Source organism: Microvirga sp. CF3016 (genome assembly GCF_036314085.1).
Taxonomy (GTDB): domain Bacteria; phylum Pseudomonadota; class Alphaproteobacteria; order Rhizobiales; family Beijerinckiaceae; genus Microvirga.
In genome coordinates, this window is sequence record NZ_JAYGGM010000007.1 from 145163 (window position 1) to 158891 (window position 13729).

At 58.9% G+C, this 13729-nt stretch carries 14 protein-coding genes; 5 read left to right on the forward strand and 9 right to left on the reverse strand.

All coding sequences use genetic code 11. From position 1 onward, the window contains the following. Positions 1–293: 293 nt before the first annotated feature. Positions 294–692 (forward strand): helix-turn-helix domain-containing protein, encoded by a 399-nt coding sequence (locus tag VB672_RS12495; protein ID WP_329784511.1) that lies wholly within the window; start codon positions 294–296, stop codon positions 690–692. A 79-nt stretch (positions 693–771) separates the two neighbouring features. On the opposite strand, the gene VB672_RS12500 is transcribed toward VB672_RS12495, so the two are convergent. After that, positions 772–1128, reverse strand: a complete 357-nt coding sequence (locus VB672_RS12500) for a thermonuclease family protein (protein WP_329784512.1) — start codon at positions 1126–1128, stop codon at positions 772–774. Positions 1129–1582: 454 nt separating this feature from the next. On the opposite strand from VB672_RS12500, the gene VB672_RS12505 reads away from it, so the two are divergent. Beyond that, positions 1583–2203 carry a cell envelope integrity protein TolA gene (locus VB672_RS12505; protein WP_329784513.1) on the forward strand — a complete coding sequence of 207 codons (621 nt, stop codon included), beginning with the start codon at positions 1583–1585 and terminating at the stop codon, positions 2201–2203. A 92-nt stretch (positions 2204–2295) separates the two neighbouring features. Here VB672_RS12505 and VB672_RS12510 read toward each other — a convergent pair whose 3' ends face one another. Together VB672_RS12510 and VB672_RS12515 are read right to left on the reverse strand one after the other, a co-directional pair. Continuing rightward, the gene (locus tag VB672_RS12510) at positions 2296–2565 is read right to left on the reverse strand and encodes a BrnA antitoxin family protein (RefSeq protein WP_329784514.1); all 270 of its coding nucleotides are present in this window, start codon (positions 2563–2565) and stop codon (positions 2296–2298) included. After that, the gene (locus VB672_RS12515; RefSeq protein WP_329784515.1) at positions 2553–2888 is read right to left on the reverse strand and encodes a BrnT family toxin; all 336 of its coding nucleotides are present in this window, start codon (positions 2886–2888) and stop codon (positions 2553–2555) included. Before VB672_RS12515 ends, VB672_RS12510 begins: the two co-directional genes overlap by 13 nt. 499 nt (positions 2889–3387) lie before the next feature. Here VB672_RS12515 and VB672_RS12520 point away from each other — a divergent pair, with 499 nt between their 5' ends. Then, a complete protein-coding gene (locus tag VB672_RS12520) occupies positions 3388–4680 on the forward strand; it encodes a hypothetical protein (protein WP_329784516.1) in 1293 nt (430 codons plus the stop codon). A gap of 160 nt (positions 4681–4840) precedes the next feature. Here VB672_RS12520 and VB672_RS12525 read toward each other — a convergent pair whose 3' ends face one another. From VB672_RS12525 to adh, 4 genes are all read right to left on the reverse strand, one after another. Beyond that, positions 4841–5122, reverse strand: coding sequence for a CRISPR-associated protein Cas2 (locus VB672_RS12525; protein WP_329784517.1), 282 nt, complete (start codon positions 5120–5122; stop codon positions 4841–4843). Positions 5123–5881: 759 nt separating this feature from the next. Continuing rightward, a complete protein-coding gene (locus tag VB672_RS12530; protein ID WP_329784518.1) occupies positions 5882–6862 on the reverse strand; it encodes an aldo/keto reductase in 981 nt (326 codons plus the stop codon). A gap of 567 nt (positions 6863–7429) precedes the next feature. Continuing rightward, a complete protein-coding gene (locus tag VB672_RS12535) occupies positions 7430–7825 on the reverse strand; it encodes a DUF779 domain-containing protein (RefSeq protein WP_329784519.1) in 396 nt (131 codons plus the stop codon). Between the two features lie 60 nt (positions 7826–7885). Further along, positions 7886–9403, reverse strand: coding sequence for an aldehyde dehydrogenase (adh, locus tag VB672_RS12540; RefSeq protein WP_329784520.1), 1518 nt, complete (start codon positions 9401–9403; stop codon positions 7886–7888). A 247-nt stretch (positions 9404–9650) separates the two neighbouring features. Between adh and VB672_RS12545 the strand changes: the two genes are divergently transcribed. Then, the gene (locus VB672_RS12545) at positions 9651–11504 is read left to right on the forward strand and encodes a sigma-54-dependent Fis family transcriptional regulator (protein WP_329784521.1); all 1854 of its coding nucleotides are present in this window, start codon (positions 9651–9653) and stop codon (positions 11502–11504) included. Positions 11505–11739: 235 nt separating this feature from the next. Here VB672_RS12545 and VB672_RS12550 read toward each other — a convergent pair whose 3' ends face one another. Beyond that, positions 11740–12021 (reverse strand): hypothetical protein, encoded by a 282-nt coding sequence (locus VB672_RS12550; RefSeq protein WP_329784522.1) that lies wholly within the window; start codon positions 12019–12021, stop codon positions 11740–11742. 270 nt (positions 12022–12291) lie between these two features. Here VB672_RS12550 and VB672_RS12555 point away from each other — a divergent pair, with 270 nt between their 5' ends. After that, positions 12292–12489 carry a hypothetical protein gene (locus VB672_RS12555; RefSeq protein WP_329784523.1) on the forward strand — a complete coding sequence of 66 codons (198 nt, stop codon included), beginning with the start codon at positions 12292–12294 and terminating at the stop codon, positions 12487–12489. A gap of 65 nt (positions 12490–12554) precedes the next feature. Here the strand turns inward: VB672_RS12555 and VB672_RS12560 are convergent, their stop codons facing one another. Then, positions 12555–13547: a phasin family protein gene (locus VB672_RS12560; RefSeq protein WP_329784524.1), complete on the reverse strand. Its 993-nt coding sequence runs from the start codon at positions 13545–13547 to the stop codon at positions 12555–12557. Positions 13548–13729 lie beyond the last annotated feature (182 nt).

Genomic DNA, 13729 nt, shown 5'->3' on the forward strand with positions numbered 1-13729 from the left:
AAATTCTGAAGATGCTAAGATGTATGACGGTTCTACATCAGTGTTGAACAGGAGTGGGCGATGACCCAACACGATAGTCGTGGGACTGCAACCCTGGCTGAGTTATGCGAGGAGGCAGTGCAACGTTATGGCGATGACTGGGGGCAGATTCAGGCCTATGTGGCTGAATGCATCGCCACCATGCCTCGAGAGGACCGGGAGAGACTGACTGCTGATGTCGGCCGTCTTCTGTCATTCTCCGCCCCATCCCGTCCGAGCGTCCTGCACTGAGTTCGTGCAGGGCTAAGGGGCAAATGCAGAAATTACCGAATGAAGCCGACCGTCACATCGGCAAGCGCATCCGTTTGAGGCGCATCGCGTTAGGAATGAGCCAGGAGAAGCTGGCAGGAGCTCTCGGGCTGACGTTCCAGCAGATCCAGAAGTACGAAAAGGGAATAAACCGGATCGGCGCCGGCCGCCTCCATGAAATCGGAATGATCCTAGGCGTCGATGTAACGTATTTCTTCCACGGTCTGCTGGAGTGCACGGCTTTGACGAACGCCAATGACAACGCTCTCGACATGGTCGCGAGCACTCCACACGGTGCCAAGCTCATCGAGCTGTTCGCCAGTGTTGAGGACAGCAACATTCAACGGAGCATTGTGAGACTGGTTGAGGCCGTTCTAGAGGCCAAACAGGCTGTCAGATCGTAGGCTCCAGGATTGAGCTTAGCCTCGCGCTGGGTCCGCACCAAGCTTTCAGCCGGCGCTCCTTGGCTTCGCGTTCGTCCTGTCAGGGGAGGGCGAGCTTCTCCCGAACCAGGATCTGGCCGACATCTCCCTCTCGCACTGACAGGATCGCCAGAGTGCGTCGGTAGCGATCCTGTGCCTCCCGGCGGATTTCGACCGGCCCCGAGCGTAGAAGATTGGCAAGCCGCTCCTTCGTCCGCAGGGCGAGCTTCAGTTCCGCCTCGCACCTCGACCGGAAGCTTTCCGGTGCGTCAATATTCAGGATCCGGATGCGTTCTCCGTAGATGTCGATGCTATCCCCGTCGGTGATGACGATGTGACAGTCTTCTATGGTTTCGGCTCGGACAGGGAGCATGGCGAAGCAGCTGAGGAAGATGGCCAGCGCCAGGACGGCTGACATGAGAGCGAAATGCCAGTAATCGGCCCTAAGCCGTCTAGCCTCCCGGTTATTGGTTTCGGAAGTGAAGCTGCTCGTGGGTCAGGCGTCCACTCACCGCCTTAGCCTTCCTCTGCGCCTGCGCTTCCCGCAGCCTCCGCATCGTCTCCATGATCGCTTTATCCGCCTTCGGGCCACAGAATCTATGAGGCCGCGGTCAGTGGTCTTCCTGTTTTCATCCTTCCGGCATTTGAAGAGGATATCTCTTTACTCCTTCAACATTTCAGGACCGCCCGGGCCTCCGTCTCGATCCACCACTCCTCGGACCAAGGCTGACAGGTTCGCTAGTGAGCTCGGGAAATGGCGGTGGTTTCGCGCAAAAAAAGGCCATGACAGGCAGTATAGCAGAAATACATGAATAGTGAGTTGAAGCACAAAGGAAATCAGCTAGCCTTCAATCAAATAAGAGGGGGGCAAATTGAGCAAAGAGAATAGCCAAAGAGAGGCCGAGCAGCAGCGTCGAATAGTTGATTTGTTCACTGCGAAGACGCCGGAGGAAGATGTAAAGATAAGGGAGGAAAGAAGGAGGCAATATACTGAGCAGCAGAAGCTTGCGCATGAGACCTTTGCTAAACAAATTCACGATGAAAGAGTGGGAGCCAAAGAGGCTTCAAAGGAATACGGTCAGTCATATGTCAGGGTTACGTTCCTTTTGAACGGGGGGTCTATCTTAGCTCTAATGACATTCATTGGGGCTATTTTTGGAAAAGGTGATGTCAATGCTATGCTAGTTGCGATCAGTCTAGCAAAACACCTATATCCGGCATTTCTATGCTTCATTTTAGGTCTCGTTTGCAGCGCAGTCACTTCTGCGATTTCTTATCTAAACTGGAGTTGGATTTACGAGTCGCACATGCAAGCCGGTGATCTCTACCTGCTCATGAACTCACTTCCTTGGGATCCTGCTCCCATCAACACAGATCGCAATATAACCCTTTCCTTTTGGGCAGCCTTGGCGACAGCTATTGGAGCGCTGGTATGCTTTATCGCTGGCGCCTTGTTTGTGGTCCGGGCCTTCACGGTTTTAGGTGTCGATTAACCCAGGCCCTACTCAGTCCTTCCGAACCTAGAAGCTCCGGCCGGTGAGCCGGAGCCGTAGTGTAGTCATCAAGCCCCAGAAAAGGGTTACACTCACAATTTCGGCATGCCAGCGCGGAGCACCTCGTTGATCCGCACCTGCCAGCCCTGGCCGGTCTTCTTGTAGGCCTCGAGCACATCTGGATCGAGACGAAGCGACACCGGCACCTTCGGATTCTCGCTCTTCGGGCGGCCGACCTTCTTGGCCACGGCCGCCAACTCGGGCAGCACCTCAGCCAGCGGCTTCGCGCGGGCGAAGTCCTCGTCCGTCCATTCCGGGTTGTCCTTCGAAACGAGGGAGGGGTTCGGCTTTATTTTGGCCATCGGCTGCGCTCCTTTCGGCTGGCGGCCCTAAGGGAAATAACCCTCACACCGCCTTCGATGGGGGTGAATACGACCATGTAGAGCCTATCGTCGATCAGGCCCAGAGCCTGGAAGCGGCGCTCCAGATAGTCGTTGCGAAGATCCTCGACCACCAGGGCCGTGTTCCAGTCGAAGCCTTCAACGAGGTCGAAGGGAAGGCCGCGCTTAACGGCGTTCCGAAGGCTCTTGGTGATGTCGAAATCGATCTTCAAGAGTATTTTTGTAGTACGTAAATTCAGCCGCGCCAACTGTTTTCGTGCTACAAAAATGCGCTTAATGTTCATGTGGAGGTCACTGATTGTGAGTCAGTGACTTCCGCATTGGCGTTAAGCGCGGCCAACGCCTTACTGCGTCTGGAATCCGGCTAGGAACGAATGCGTACAAAGCGAGATGGTGCGACCTTCATGCGACCCCTCAGAGGGCATATTCCCCTCCGTGGTGCAGCTTGTCGCTGATTTCCTGCAGCCGCTCGCGCAGGCCATTCATGTCTCAAACATCGCCCCAGTTGGCGGCCGCTCCCTTCTCAAGCCGACTGGCATCGACCGTGGCCTCTGGCTGTGATCCTCTAGGGAGCGCCACCTCAGCAGGTTGTCAGTGGTGTGCCTCTGACGTTCAACTTCTAATTTGCTGTGTAGAGAGCTGAAATTGCGCTTCTAGGCTGTTCCGCTCTGACAACTACTCAATCATCATTGCCCAAATTGGCTCGAACCTGGGTCAACCAGCTACGTCACATTCGATGACTCTGGTCGTTCGCCGCATATGTGTGGGTAGAGAGGTTGGGGGATGCATAAGTCGCTTACAAATATTAGACAGCATCTGGAGAAAGTGGTCGCACAATTGCAGTCCACAGTGCCGAACGACGAACCACTTGGAAATGTCCATAACAATTGGGGTTTCCCGGGTCTCACTCGCTCGGAGTTGATTGACGAGGCACAATCACTAATTGATCGAATCGATGAAGAAGGCGGCGATGAGGTAGGGGAACACGAAGCCCATCTGAACGACTACATCCGTCGCTTACAACACCTCCAGCAACAGACAATTCCAAACATCTGGGGAAGTGCCTCAGCGGCAGTGCCTGCCTATATTTTTACGCTGAATGGACTTCGAAAGGCGCTTACACCTGTTTTGAAGCCGGACGAGGCAAGAGAAGTAGCGGTCAGGCTTCGTAAGGTGACAACCCAAGTTCGTGGCTTGGAGGCGCGGATCAACGGATTGCAGCCTCGCACAGAGACGCTTGCAGCGATGGTCGAACGGATCGAGCACGCCTATAACGCGGCTGATCAGCTTCCAGCAGATTTGGAGTCACTAGCAGAGGCTCGGCATAAGGTTGCTGAGCTTGTGGAGAACGCCACGAAGGACCAAGTGCGTCTACAAGGGATTCGGGAACACGCCGATAACATCGACGCGCAACTAAATAAAAGCGCGGAGGAAGCAGAAGCGGTGCTTCAGCGCTGTGAAACTGCCTACTCGGCTGCGACAAGCGTAGGATTAGCGGCTGCCTTCACGGAGAGATCATCGGCTCTTTCAATATCAATGTGGATATGGGTCGTCGGACTTGTCGGTGCTCTCTTTGCAGGCAGCGTTTTCGGAGCCGGGCGCCTCGAGGCTTTGGTTGAATTGTTTAAGGACCCAAATCAGCCGTCGTCTGTGGTCGTTCCTAATGTAATTTTATCTCTACTGTCGATCGGTGCGCCGATCTGGTTCGCTTGGCTGTCTACAAAGCAGATCGGTCAGCGATTCCGGCTTTCGGAAGACTATGCCTTCAAGGCGTCGATAGCTCGGGCATACGAGGGCTTCCGCCGTGAAGCTGCTCGGGTTGATAGAGAAATGGAAGCCCGGCTCCTCGCCTCAGCTCTAACCAGACTTGATGAGCTTCCGCTTCGCCTAGTGGAGACAGAGAGCCACGGCAGTCCCTGGCATGAGCTAGCCAATTCTGATGTAGTAAAGCAGGCGCTTAGGACGGCACCGAGTTTCGCCGGACAGGTAAAGGAACTAGCTGAAAAAACCATTGCCAAGGTTCCCTCAGGAAAAACCATTCGGGTGCCGAAGCCAGAGCCAGCCGCAGAGGAATAGATATCTGCGCAATAGACCTCTCAATGATGGCCCAAAGTGACGAACGTCGCGCTATGTGGGCGCGGATCACAGATAGCGCCCCGAGCGACCGGCCTTACTCTAGCATTGAAAACGAGGGGTCTCCGCAGCGGCAAGTAACCCCTGCGGAGGCGCTTCTGATTTAGCTGACGGTGCGCGCCGCGAGCCATGCTTTGGTGCCGCCAATCGCGTTGTCGTACCAGTACTCTTTGGTCAATTTCGTCACCATCAACCGGTCATTGTTGTCGACGTACTGCTGAAAGTGCTCAACAATCTCTTGAGGCGTATTGTCGAGGTCAACGAGCCATGTCGAATACTGGGTCCGATGCGCGCCTAAGCGCTTCAACTCGCTCCACAAGGGCCGATAGTCGTAAGTTCCCTCAGCTTCATTCACAAGATCATAAGACATCACGTAGACAGCCATGTAGGCTTCTCCTAGGTCACCATTCGTCCAAGGAAAGCAGCTTGACAGGGGAGGCTCGGTGGGAAACAAATTCCCCGCCGAGGTCACCACGCGGCCTGCACGTTTCCTATGATGCAGGCCCCGCCTCGATCCAACGGCCCGGAGCTGGAACCTCCGGGCCGTTTTCGTTTCGAAGAGGCGCCACAATGGGTACTCTTATGGTGAATCGTACGTCAAGAACTTGTGTCGCGTCTCGCGGTTCCAACTATATATAGTGTGAACAGTGTTAGGAATGTGGAAAACTCGCTAAGCCACAGAGACTCCTCCGAGATTCCGTTTCGGAACTCTGCAATGGCCAAGCTTCGTCGGCTCAGAGACGCGGTGGAAGGGACGAGATGTTGTGCCGGCGCATCAATCAAGGAGTGACCTTCCGAGTACCCTATCGGACATCGGAATCCCGCCCCCGCGGGCGACCTTGTCGTTCAGACAAAGGTAGAAAAATCAATTGAATCAATAGGGCAGAATCTCATGGATGTCTGAATGAACTTTGAAACTATTGAGGAGCCAATAGACTTCTAAGCGGCAGGTCGTAGGTTCGAGCCCTACCGGAGTCGCCAATTTTCTCAAGAACTTAGCTTGGAGGCTCGCGCCATACCGACGACGGTGTGCAGTCGTTTGGGCGAGACACCCGATTCCGGTCCCGCTGCTCCGAAGCGTACCGAAGTACGATCGTTCGCGTGGCGGGTCCTGCCTAAGTCGAGCAGCAATGACGACCTCGCTTCAGAGCCCCACCATCTTCATTCCCGGTTCCGGATAGCGAGTGCCGGCTGCGGCACCCGGTGGGACGATGCGGTCGATGCGTGCCAAGTCTTCCGTGGTGAGCCTTACGTCCAGCGCGCCGACATTCTCCTCGAGATAGCGGCGGCGCTTGGTGCCGGGGATCGGCACGATGTCGTCGCCCTGCGCCAGCACCCAGGCCAATGCGAGCTGAGAGGGGGCGCAGCCCTTCTCCCTGGCCATGGCCTCGATCTCCCGCACGAGGTCGAGGTTCTTCTGGAAGTTCTGGCCTTGGAACCGCGGCGAGTTCCGGCGGAAATCATCGGCCGCGAGATCGTCCACGCTCTTGATCTGCCCGGTGAGAAAACCGCGGCCTAGCGGCGAATAGGGTACGAAGCCGATGCCGAGCTCGCGCACGGTCGGCAGGATCTCGTCTTCGGGATCGCGACTCCAGAGTGAGTACTCGGTCTGCAACGCGGTGATGGGATGAACCGCATGAGCGCGCCGGATGGTTTGAGGACCGGCCTCCGACAGGCCGAGATAGCGGACCTTGCCTTCACGCACGAGATCGGCCATGGCCCCGACGGTGTCCTCGATCGGCGTCTCGGGATCGACCCGATGCTGGTAGTAGAGATCGATCGTCTCGATATTCAGACGCTTCAAGCTCGCCTCGCAGGCTTGGCGCACGTAGTCGGGCTTGCCGCTGATGCCGAGGCGCTCCCCGTTCGGACCCCGCACGTTGCCGAACTTGGTGGCAAGCACCACCTTGTCTCGCCGATCCGCGACGGCACGACCGACCAGCTCCTCATTGCGGCCGACGCCATACATGTCCGCGGTATCGAGAAAGGTCACTCCAAGGTCGATGGCGCGATGGATCGTAGCGATGGACTCGGCCTCGTCGCCGCTGCCATAGAACTCGGACATGCCCATGCAACCGAGACCCAGAGCTGACACCTGCAACTGACCAAGCTGACGCTGCTGCATTGGACGATCTCCGATTTTGAAGGGACGAAATGGTCGTGACAGACCGGTTGGCTCGACATGAACTGGTCTGACAGGATCCAGTTTCAAGATTCAGACAGGATCCGGTACCTTGATTATACCGCCCGTTTCAGCCCCGGTGTCGGGCTTGGTCGACCGTGAGCGGGAGATGACGATCCTGTGAATGACAGGTTCCTTGACCCGGTCGCCAGTAACCCCAAGCTTCCAGTTCTCCCGTCATATATGGGTTGGTTCGATGCTGAAGCTGGCTGCTATACTTCCCCTGCTGCTGATGGTCACCGAAGCGTGGTCCCAAAACAGGCCCGTGAGCACAAGCATGAGCTGCGCTCGTGCCGCGGGTATCGTCGCGGCTCAGGGCTCGGTCGTATTAAGCACGGGGACCTACATATATGACAGATATGTGAGCGGCACGAACTCCTGCGCGCTGGGGGAATCGATCGAGCCGGCATGGGTGCCAACGGCTGATAACCCGCAGTGTTTCGTCGGATATCAGTGCAGGCTTCGGACACAGCCTCAGAGCAGGTAATTGGCTGAAGACCGTCTGACGCTTCAAGAGCGCCGAGCTCGGGCCGACGTCCCTGCGAGGTTGAGGATTGCCATCTCCTCGTCCGTGAACAGGCGAGAGCGGGTCAGGAAGCGGATGCCGCGGCCGTTCTCGAGAGAGAACATGCCGCCCTTGCCCGGCACCACGTCGATGATCAGCTGGGTATGTTTCCAGTATTCGTATTGCGACGGGCTCATATAGAACGGCGCCCCGCCGATGGTCCCGAGAAGCACGTCCTCGTCCCCGACGATGTAGTCGCCCTGCGGGTAGCACATGGGCGAAGATCCGTCACAGCAGCCGCCGGATTGGTGGAACAGAACCGGCCCGTACTCTCCCTGCAAGGTTGCGATCAGGTCGAGCGCGGCAGGCGTCGCCGTCACGCGCAATATATCGGTGGTCATGGCTCCTCCCCATGATGCGTAAACCGGAGCGCAGTCCGCCGCGCTCCGGTTCAAAGGCGCTCAGAAGAAGCCGAGGGCCTTGCTGCTGTAGCTGACCAGCAGGTTCTTGGTCTGCTGGTAGTGGTCGAGCATCATCTTGTGCGTCTCGCGGCCGATGCCGGACTGCTTGTAGCCGCCGAAGGCCGCATGGGCCGGATAGGCGTGGTAGCAGTTCGTCCAGACGCGACCCGCCTGGATCGCGCGGCCGAAGCGATAGGCGCGGTTGCCGTTGCGGGTCCAGACGCCGGCGCCGAGGCCATACAGGGTGTCGTTGGCGATCGTCAGCGCATCCTCCTCATCCTTGAATGTCGTGACGGAGACGACCGGGCCGAAGATCTCCTCCTGGAAGACCCGCATACGGTTGTGGCCGCGGAACACGGTGGGCTTCACATAATAGCCGCCGGCCAATTCGCCCGGCAGGATGTTGCGCTCGCCGCCCGTCAGCACCTCGGCGCCCTCCTGCTTGCCGATATCGATGTAGCTGAGGATCTTCTCTAGCTGCTCGCTCGAGGCCTGCGCGCCGATCATGGTCGACGGGTCGAGCGGGCTTCCCTGCTCGATGGCCTCGACCCGCTTGAGGGCCTTTTCCATGAAGCGGTCGTAGATCGATTCCTGGATCAGCGCCCGGCTCGGGCAGGTGCAGACCTCGCCCTGGTTGAGGGCGAACATCACGAAGCCTTCGATGGCCTTGTCCAGGTAATCGTCGTCCTCGGCCGTCACGTCGTTGAAAAAGATGTTGGGCGACTTGCCGCCGAGTTCGAGCGTCACCGGGATCAGGTTCTGGCTCGCATATTGCATGATCAGGCGGCCGGTTGTCGTCTCGCCGGTGAAGGCGATCTTGGCGATGCGCGAGCTGGACGCGAGCGGCTTGCCGGCCTCAAGTCCGTAGCCGTTGACGATATTGAGCACGCCCGGCGGCAGCAGGTCCCCGACCAGTTCGGCCCAGACCAAAATTGAAGCCGGTGTCTGCTCCGCCGGCTTGAGGACGACGCAGTTGCCGGCGGCGAGAGCGGGTGCGAGCTTCCATGCCGCCATCAGGATCGGGAAATTCCAGGGAATGATCTGCCCGACGACCCCGAGCGGCTCGTGGAAGTGGTAGGCAACCGTATCGTGATCGATCTCGGCGACCGAGCCCTCCTGAGCCCGGATGCAGGCAGCGAAATACCGGAAGTGATCGATTGCGAGAGGAATGTCGGCAGCTTTCGTCTCGCGGATCGGCTTGCCGTTGTCCCAGGTCTCGGCCAGGGCGAGGGTGTCGAGATTCGCCTCCATCCGGTTCGCGATCTCGTTGAGGATCCGCGACCGTTCGGCCGGAGCAGTCTTGCCCCAGGCTTCTCTTGCGTCATGCGCTGCGTCGAGCGCCTTCTCGATGTCGTCCTTGTCCGAGCGGGCCACCTCGCAGACAACTTTGCCGGTGATAGGCGAGGTGTTCTCGAAATACCGGCTGTTGACCGGTTCGACCCATTGCCCGCCGATGAAGTTGCCGTATCGGTCCTTGAACGGTGCATGCGAGGCGCTGAGAAATTCTGGCTTGTTCATTGGCTTCCTCCCTGGATGAACAAGCCGGTTCGAGCAATTTCCGTGCCAACCTGCTCGCCTGTACGGCGGTAATCGGTTTTGCGTTGCGGTAAGTTCTTGAGCGGGAAGGGACGTGCTGCGGCTTGGCCTCTCGTTCTTTCGATGACTTCTTTTTGCCTCAGCTTTGCCTATCATGGATCCTGTCGCGGAAAGAAACGCATCTGCAGCACCTGTTGCAATTTGCGACACCGGGATGGGAGGACGCCAATTGACGCCGGATCGGATCCAGCATGCCCGCCAGCATTTCTTCTCACAGAAGGCCGTTCCCAGCGGATTGATTCCGCAATCAATTCTTCGGTCCTGGGCTCGCTGTCAGGCCCTTGGCCTCGAGGGCAGGGCCAACTCACTCCCGGAGCCGCTGACGGATTATGAATTTGCGCTCACGGCAGAAGAAGCGGAGACTTTCAAGCGCCTCTGTCGGCCCGAGGTCGAAGCGCTCTATGCGGATGCGCAAGCCACTGACAGCATCGTCATCCTTACCAATGCGTCCGGTCTAATCCTCGATACCATCGGGAGCCTCGACTTTGCCCAGCGGGCCGCCCGGGTCGCCTTGCGGCCGGGAGTCCCCTGGAGCGAGCAGGTGGTGGGCACCAACGCGATTGGAACGTCCCTTGCCGAGGGATGCCCCATCGAAGTGCGAGGCGCGGAGCATTATCTCGAGTGTAACCGCATCCTGAGCTGCTCGGCGATCCCGATCATGGGTCCGCAGGGCAACGTGCTGGGCGTCCTGGACCTCTCCGGTCCGGCCGAGACCCACCATGCGCATGCGCTTGGCCTCGTGACCCTGGCTGCCGAGCAGATCGAGCACCGGCTTTTCGAGCAGGATTTCGGCGGCGCGGATGTGGTGCGGCTCCATGTGGACCCGGCCATGCTCGGGACTGCCCGGGAAGGGATCCTGGTGTTTGAGGATGGGCAACTCAAGGCGGCCAACCGGCATGGCTTGGCGCTCATTGGCCGGCAGGTCGATGCGATCGGCAAGGCCTCATGGTCCGAGCTGTTCCGTGATCGGATGGCCGCACTGGCCGACAATGGCAGCCTCAGGCGGGAGAACGGAACGACCCTCGTGGGGCGCCTCGACCGATTCGGGAAAGCTCCCGCACCCGTCAAGCACGTGACACGGTCCGTGCCGTTGTCCGCCCCGGTTCAGATCTTCGACCTTGAGACCACACAGGCCTTGGCACGCGCCGTCCGGTTGCTCGATGCAGCGGTGCCTGTTCTGATCCGGGGCGAAACGGGAACCGGAAAGGAAGTCTTCGCCCGCGCCGTCCACGCGCGAAGCCGGCGCTCCGGCAAGCCGCTGGTCGCGGTCAATTGCGCGGCCCTGCCTGAAACGCTGATGGAGGCCGAGCTTTTCGGCTATCAGGCCGGAGCCTTCACGGGAGCGCGGCCTGGCGGATCGAAGGGCACCCTCCGCGAGGCGGACGGGGGTGTCCTGTTCCTCGACGAGATCGGTGACATGCCGCTCACCCTGCAGACGAAGCTCCTGCGCGCCTTGCAGGAGCGGGAAGTTGTCCCGCTCGGTGGTGGAAGGGCGATCCCTGTCGACTTCATGCTGATCTGCGCCACCAACCGGAACCTGTGGGAGCTCGTCGAGGCCGGCTCATTCCGATCGGATCTCTATTTCCGGATCGCGCAATATACGATCGAACTGTCGCCGCTTCGTCTCCGCCCCGACCGCGCAGATCTGGTCGACAAGTTGTGGGGTTCCCTTGGTGCAAGGGCTCAGCGCGTCGCCCTGACGCCGGAGTGCCGTGAGCAGCTCATAAACTATGATTGGCCTGGCAATTTCCGCCAGCTCGTCGGCTGCCTGCGAGCCATGCTGGCGCTCTGTGAACCGGGGGATACGCTCGCCATCGATGCGCTGCCGCCGGACATCCGTTCCGTCGGCAGGGAGATCGCCGAGAAGGCTTCACCGCCTCGGGTAAAATTACAGCCGACTTTGGAAGCGATTACGGCCACGGCCATGCAGGATGCGCTGCATGCCGCCAAGGGCAATGTCTCCCTTGCGGCGCGCCAGCTCGGCGTCAGCCGCAGCACACTTTATCGACGCATGCAGCTCTGACGCGTCGAGGACTTGTCCCGTCAGGGCAGGCCAGTCCTCACGACATCGGCTGTATCAGACCTGCAGCACTGAGGCCGGTCGCAGCGTATCGACCAGCGTCGTCGACGCGCTCACGAAAATCCGCGGCTCCGTTGAAACCATGCGGGTCCACGTGGTGGGAGCGGCTTCTGCGGTCGATGAGCAGAGTGCTCGCCCGGTAGAGGCAGGCGCTTCCCGGTGAGGAGCGATCGCGTCCTCAGTCGAATGACGCCTCGATCCGTTCCTTGAGTGCGATGAGTTCCTGAATGTAGGGAGCCCGCCGTTCCCGGTGCTCGTGCCACAGTCTCGTAATCATCTGGCTCTTGCATTCGTCATCGGCCGAGCTGTGCTTGATGGCATCGAGCCTTTTCTCATGGGCGAGATCGATGTCGGCGAGATCGGAAAGAACCGTTTGGAGCAGGGGAAGAAGATCCGGAGAGTAGCAATTCCCCCGGCTCGAACTCTTATGGAGATGGGAACGCTCGACATCAGTCGCCATGGCTTCCTCCGACGTTGTTCTCACACGGTGTGCTTCTTCGAGCGATTAACTTAGGTTAAACTTATCACTATGTTCAGGATGGGGCAGCTTGGCGCTGTAGAGTTTCCGAATTCTGTTTCGCCTGCACCCTGGCGTATGATGACCTCGACGTGGCCGCTCATGCATTGATCCCGATCAGGTCATGCGGTGAGATCTCTACTATGATGACCGACGAGTTCGACAGCTAATCTGGAGAGGCATCGAACACCGGTCGACATCAGGGAGGCACACTTGATCAGCTGGACCGTCCGGATATTGATGCTCGCAGCGGGTGTCGTCACGAGCTGGTTCGTCGCCAAGGACGCTCCGATCTTCGGAGTCGCCCAGATGATGGTGGCACTTCTTCTTCTCACCTTCATCGTTGCGGTCGTGGCTTTCTGGCCGCGCCGCTGGACGATCGCACTGGATCGCCCCGAAAAGCAGCAATGACTGCCGCTCATCAGTCGTGATGGAGGCCCCTGGCTTGCCGCCAGGGGCCTCATGTCTTGTCAGGATCAAGCGGCCCGGTTCACGCGTTGTGCGAACTGCTTCACCTCGGCCGTTGCACTTCGCGTGGCTTCATCCGCCAGTTGCATCGTGAGTTCCGCCATGCGTCTGCTGTTGTCGACAGTCTGCTCCAAATTGTCCCGGATGAGAGAGCTTTGGACTGCCACGAAGTCGTTCATCGAACGGCAGCGAGCGAGGGCGTTCAGCCCGTCTAGATTTGTCTGCAGGCGCTTCTGACTCAGTTCGAACCATTCCCGTGAGACATCCTGCAGACCTCGTGCCAGCACGGCGTTGGGCTGGGTCGCGCTCCTGACCCCATCCGAAGCCTGTTCAGCGAGGCTACGAGCGTCTCCACCGGGGCGGGCAAACATGTCCATCGCTCGACCCGTCGAGCGGCGAGCCATTTCAGAAAATAATCCGAAGCTGTTTTCCACCGCCTGTTGCATCGACTGGACGATGGTCTGGGCGCTCTCCGTCCCAGTCCGGACGGTTTCGCTGAGATCGTCATTGACGCGCTGGACCATGTCGACCGGTTCGCGGGCGCGGCGCGCCTCGGACCGCTTCGTTTCGTCGAATGCTGCCACGTCGTCCTCTACTTTTTCTGCGACCGCTTCGGCTTCATCGTCGCTCAGAACCTTGAGCACGGCTGGCAGAAGCTCCTTCCTGTCGTCGCGAATATGCTGCTGGAACACCCTTCGCAGCTCGGCCACCTTGGCGAGGAACTCGCCATTGCTCTTTGGCATGCTTTCCAGATCCGCCAGAAGCGCGGTGGTTTCCTCATGGTCGTCGAGGGCCTGCCGAACAAGGTCGTCCATCCCATGACGGCGAAGAACCGGCAGGAGATGCTGCTCCTGGAGGGAGGCCAGCAGCTTCAACTCCTCCTGGAGGTCCGCGAACAGACGTTCACGGGTTTTGACGGCGCTGTCGGAGGTCGCAAGAAGTTTTTCAAAGAGATCTCGCGCCTTGTCGGGGGGCGCCTGAGTCAGTTTTCGCGTGGTCATGATTCGCTCTCAATGTTTGGATGAGACGTGATACTGCGCTGAACGCAGGTGCTCTGATGCTTGGTGGTGAGATCTTGCCTAGTGCTGGAGGCCTAATGGCCAGGGAGCAAAAAGGTTCGGCCGTCTCCACAGAACGAAATGGTCCTGTGTGGCGAGATCCAGACGGGTGTCTTTCTCTAGGA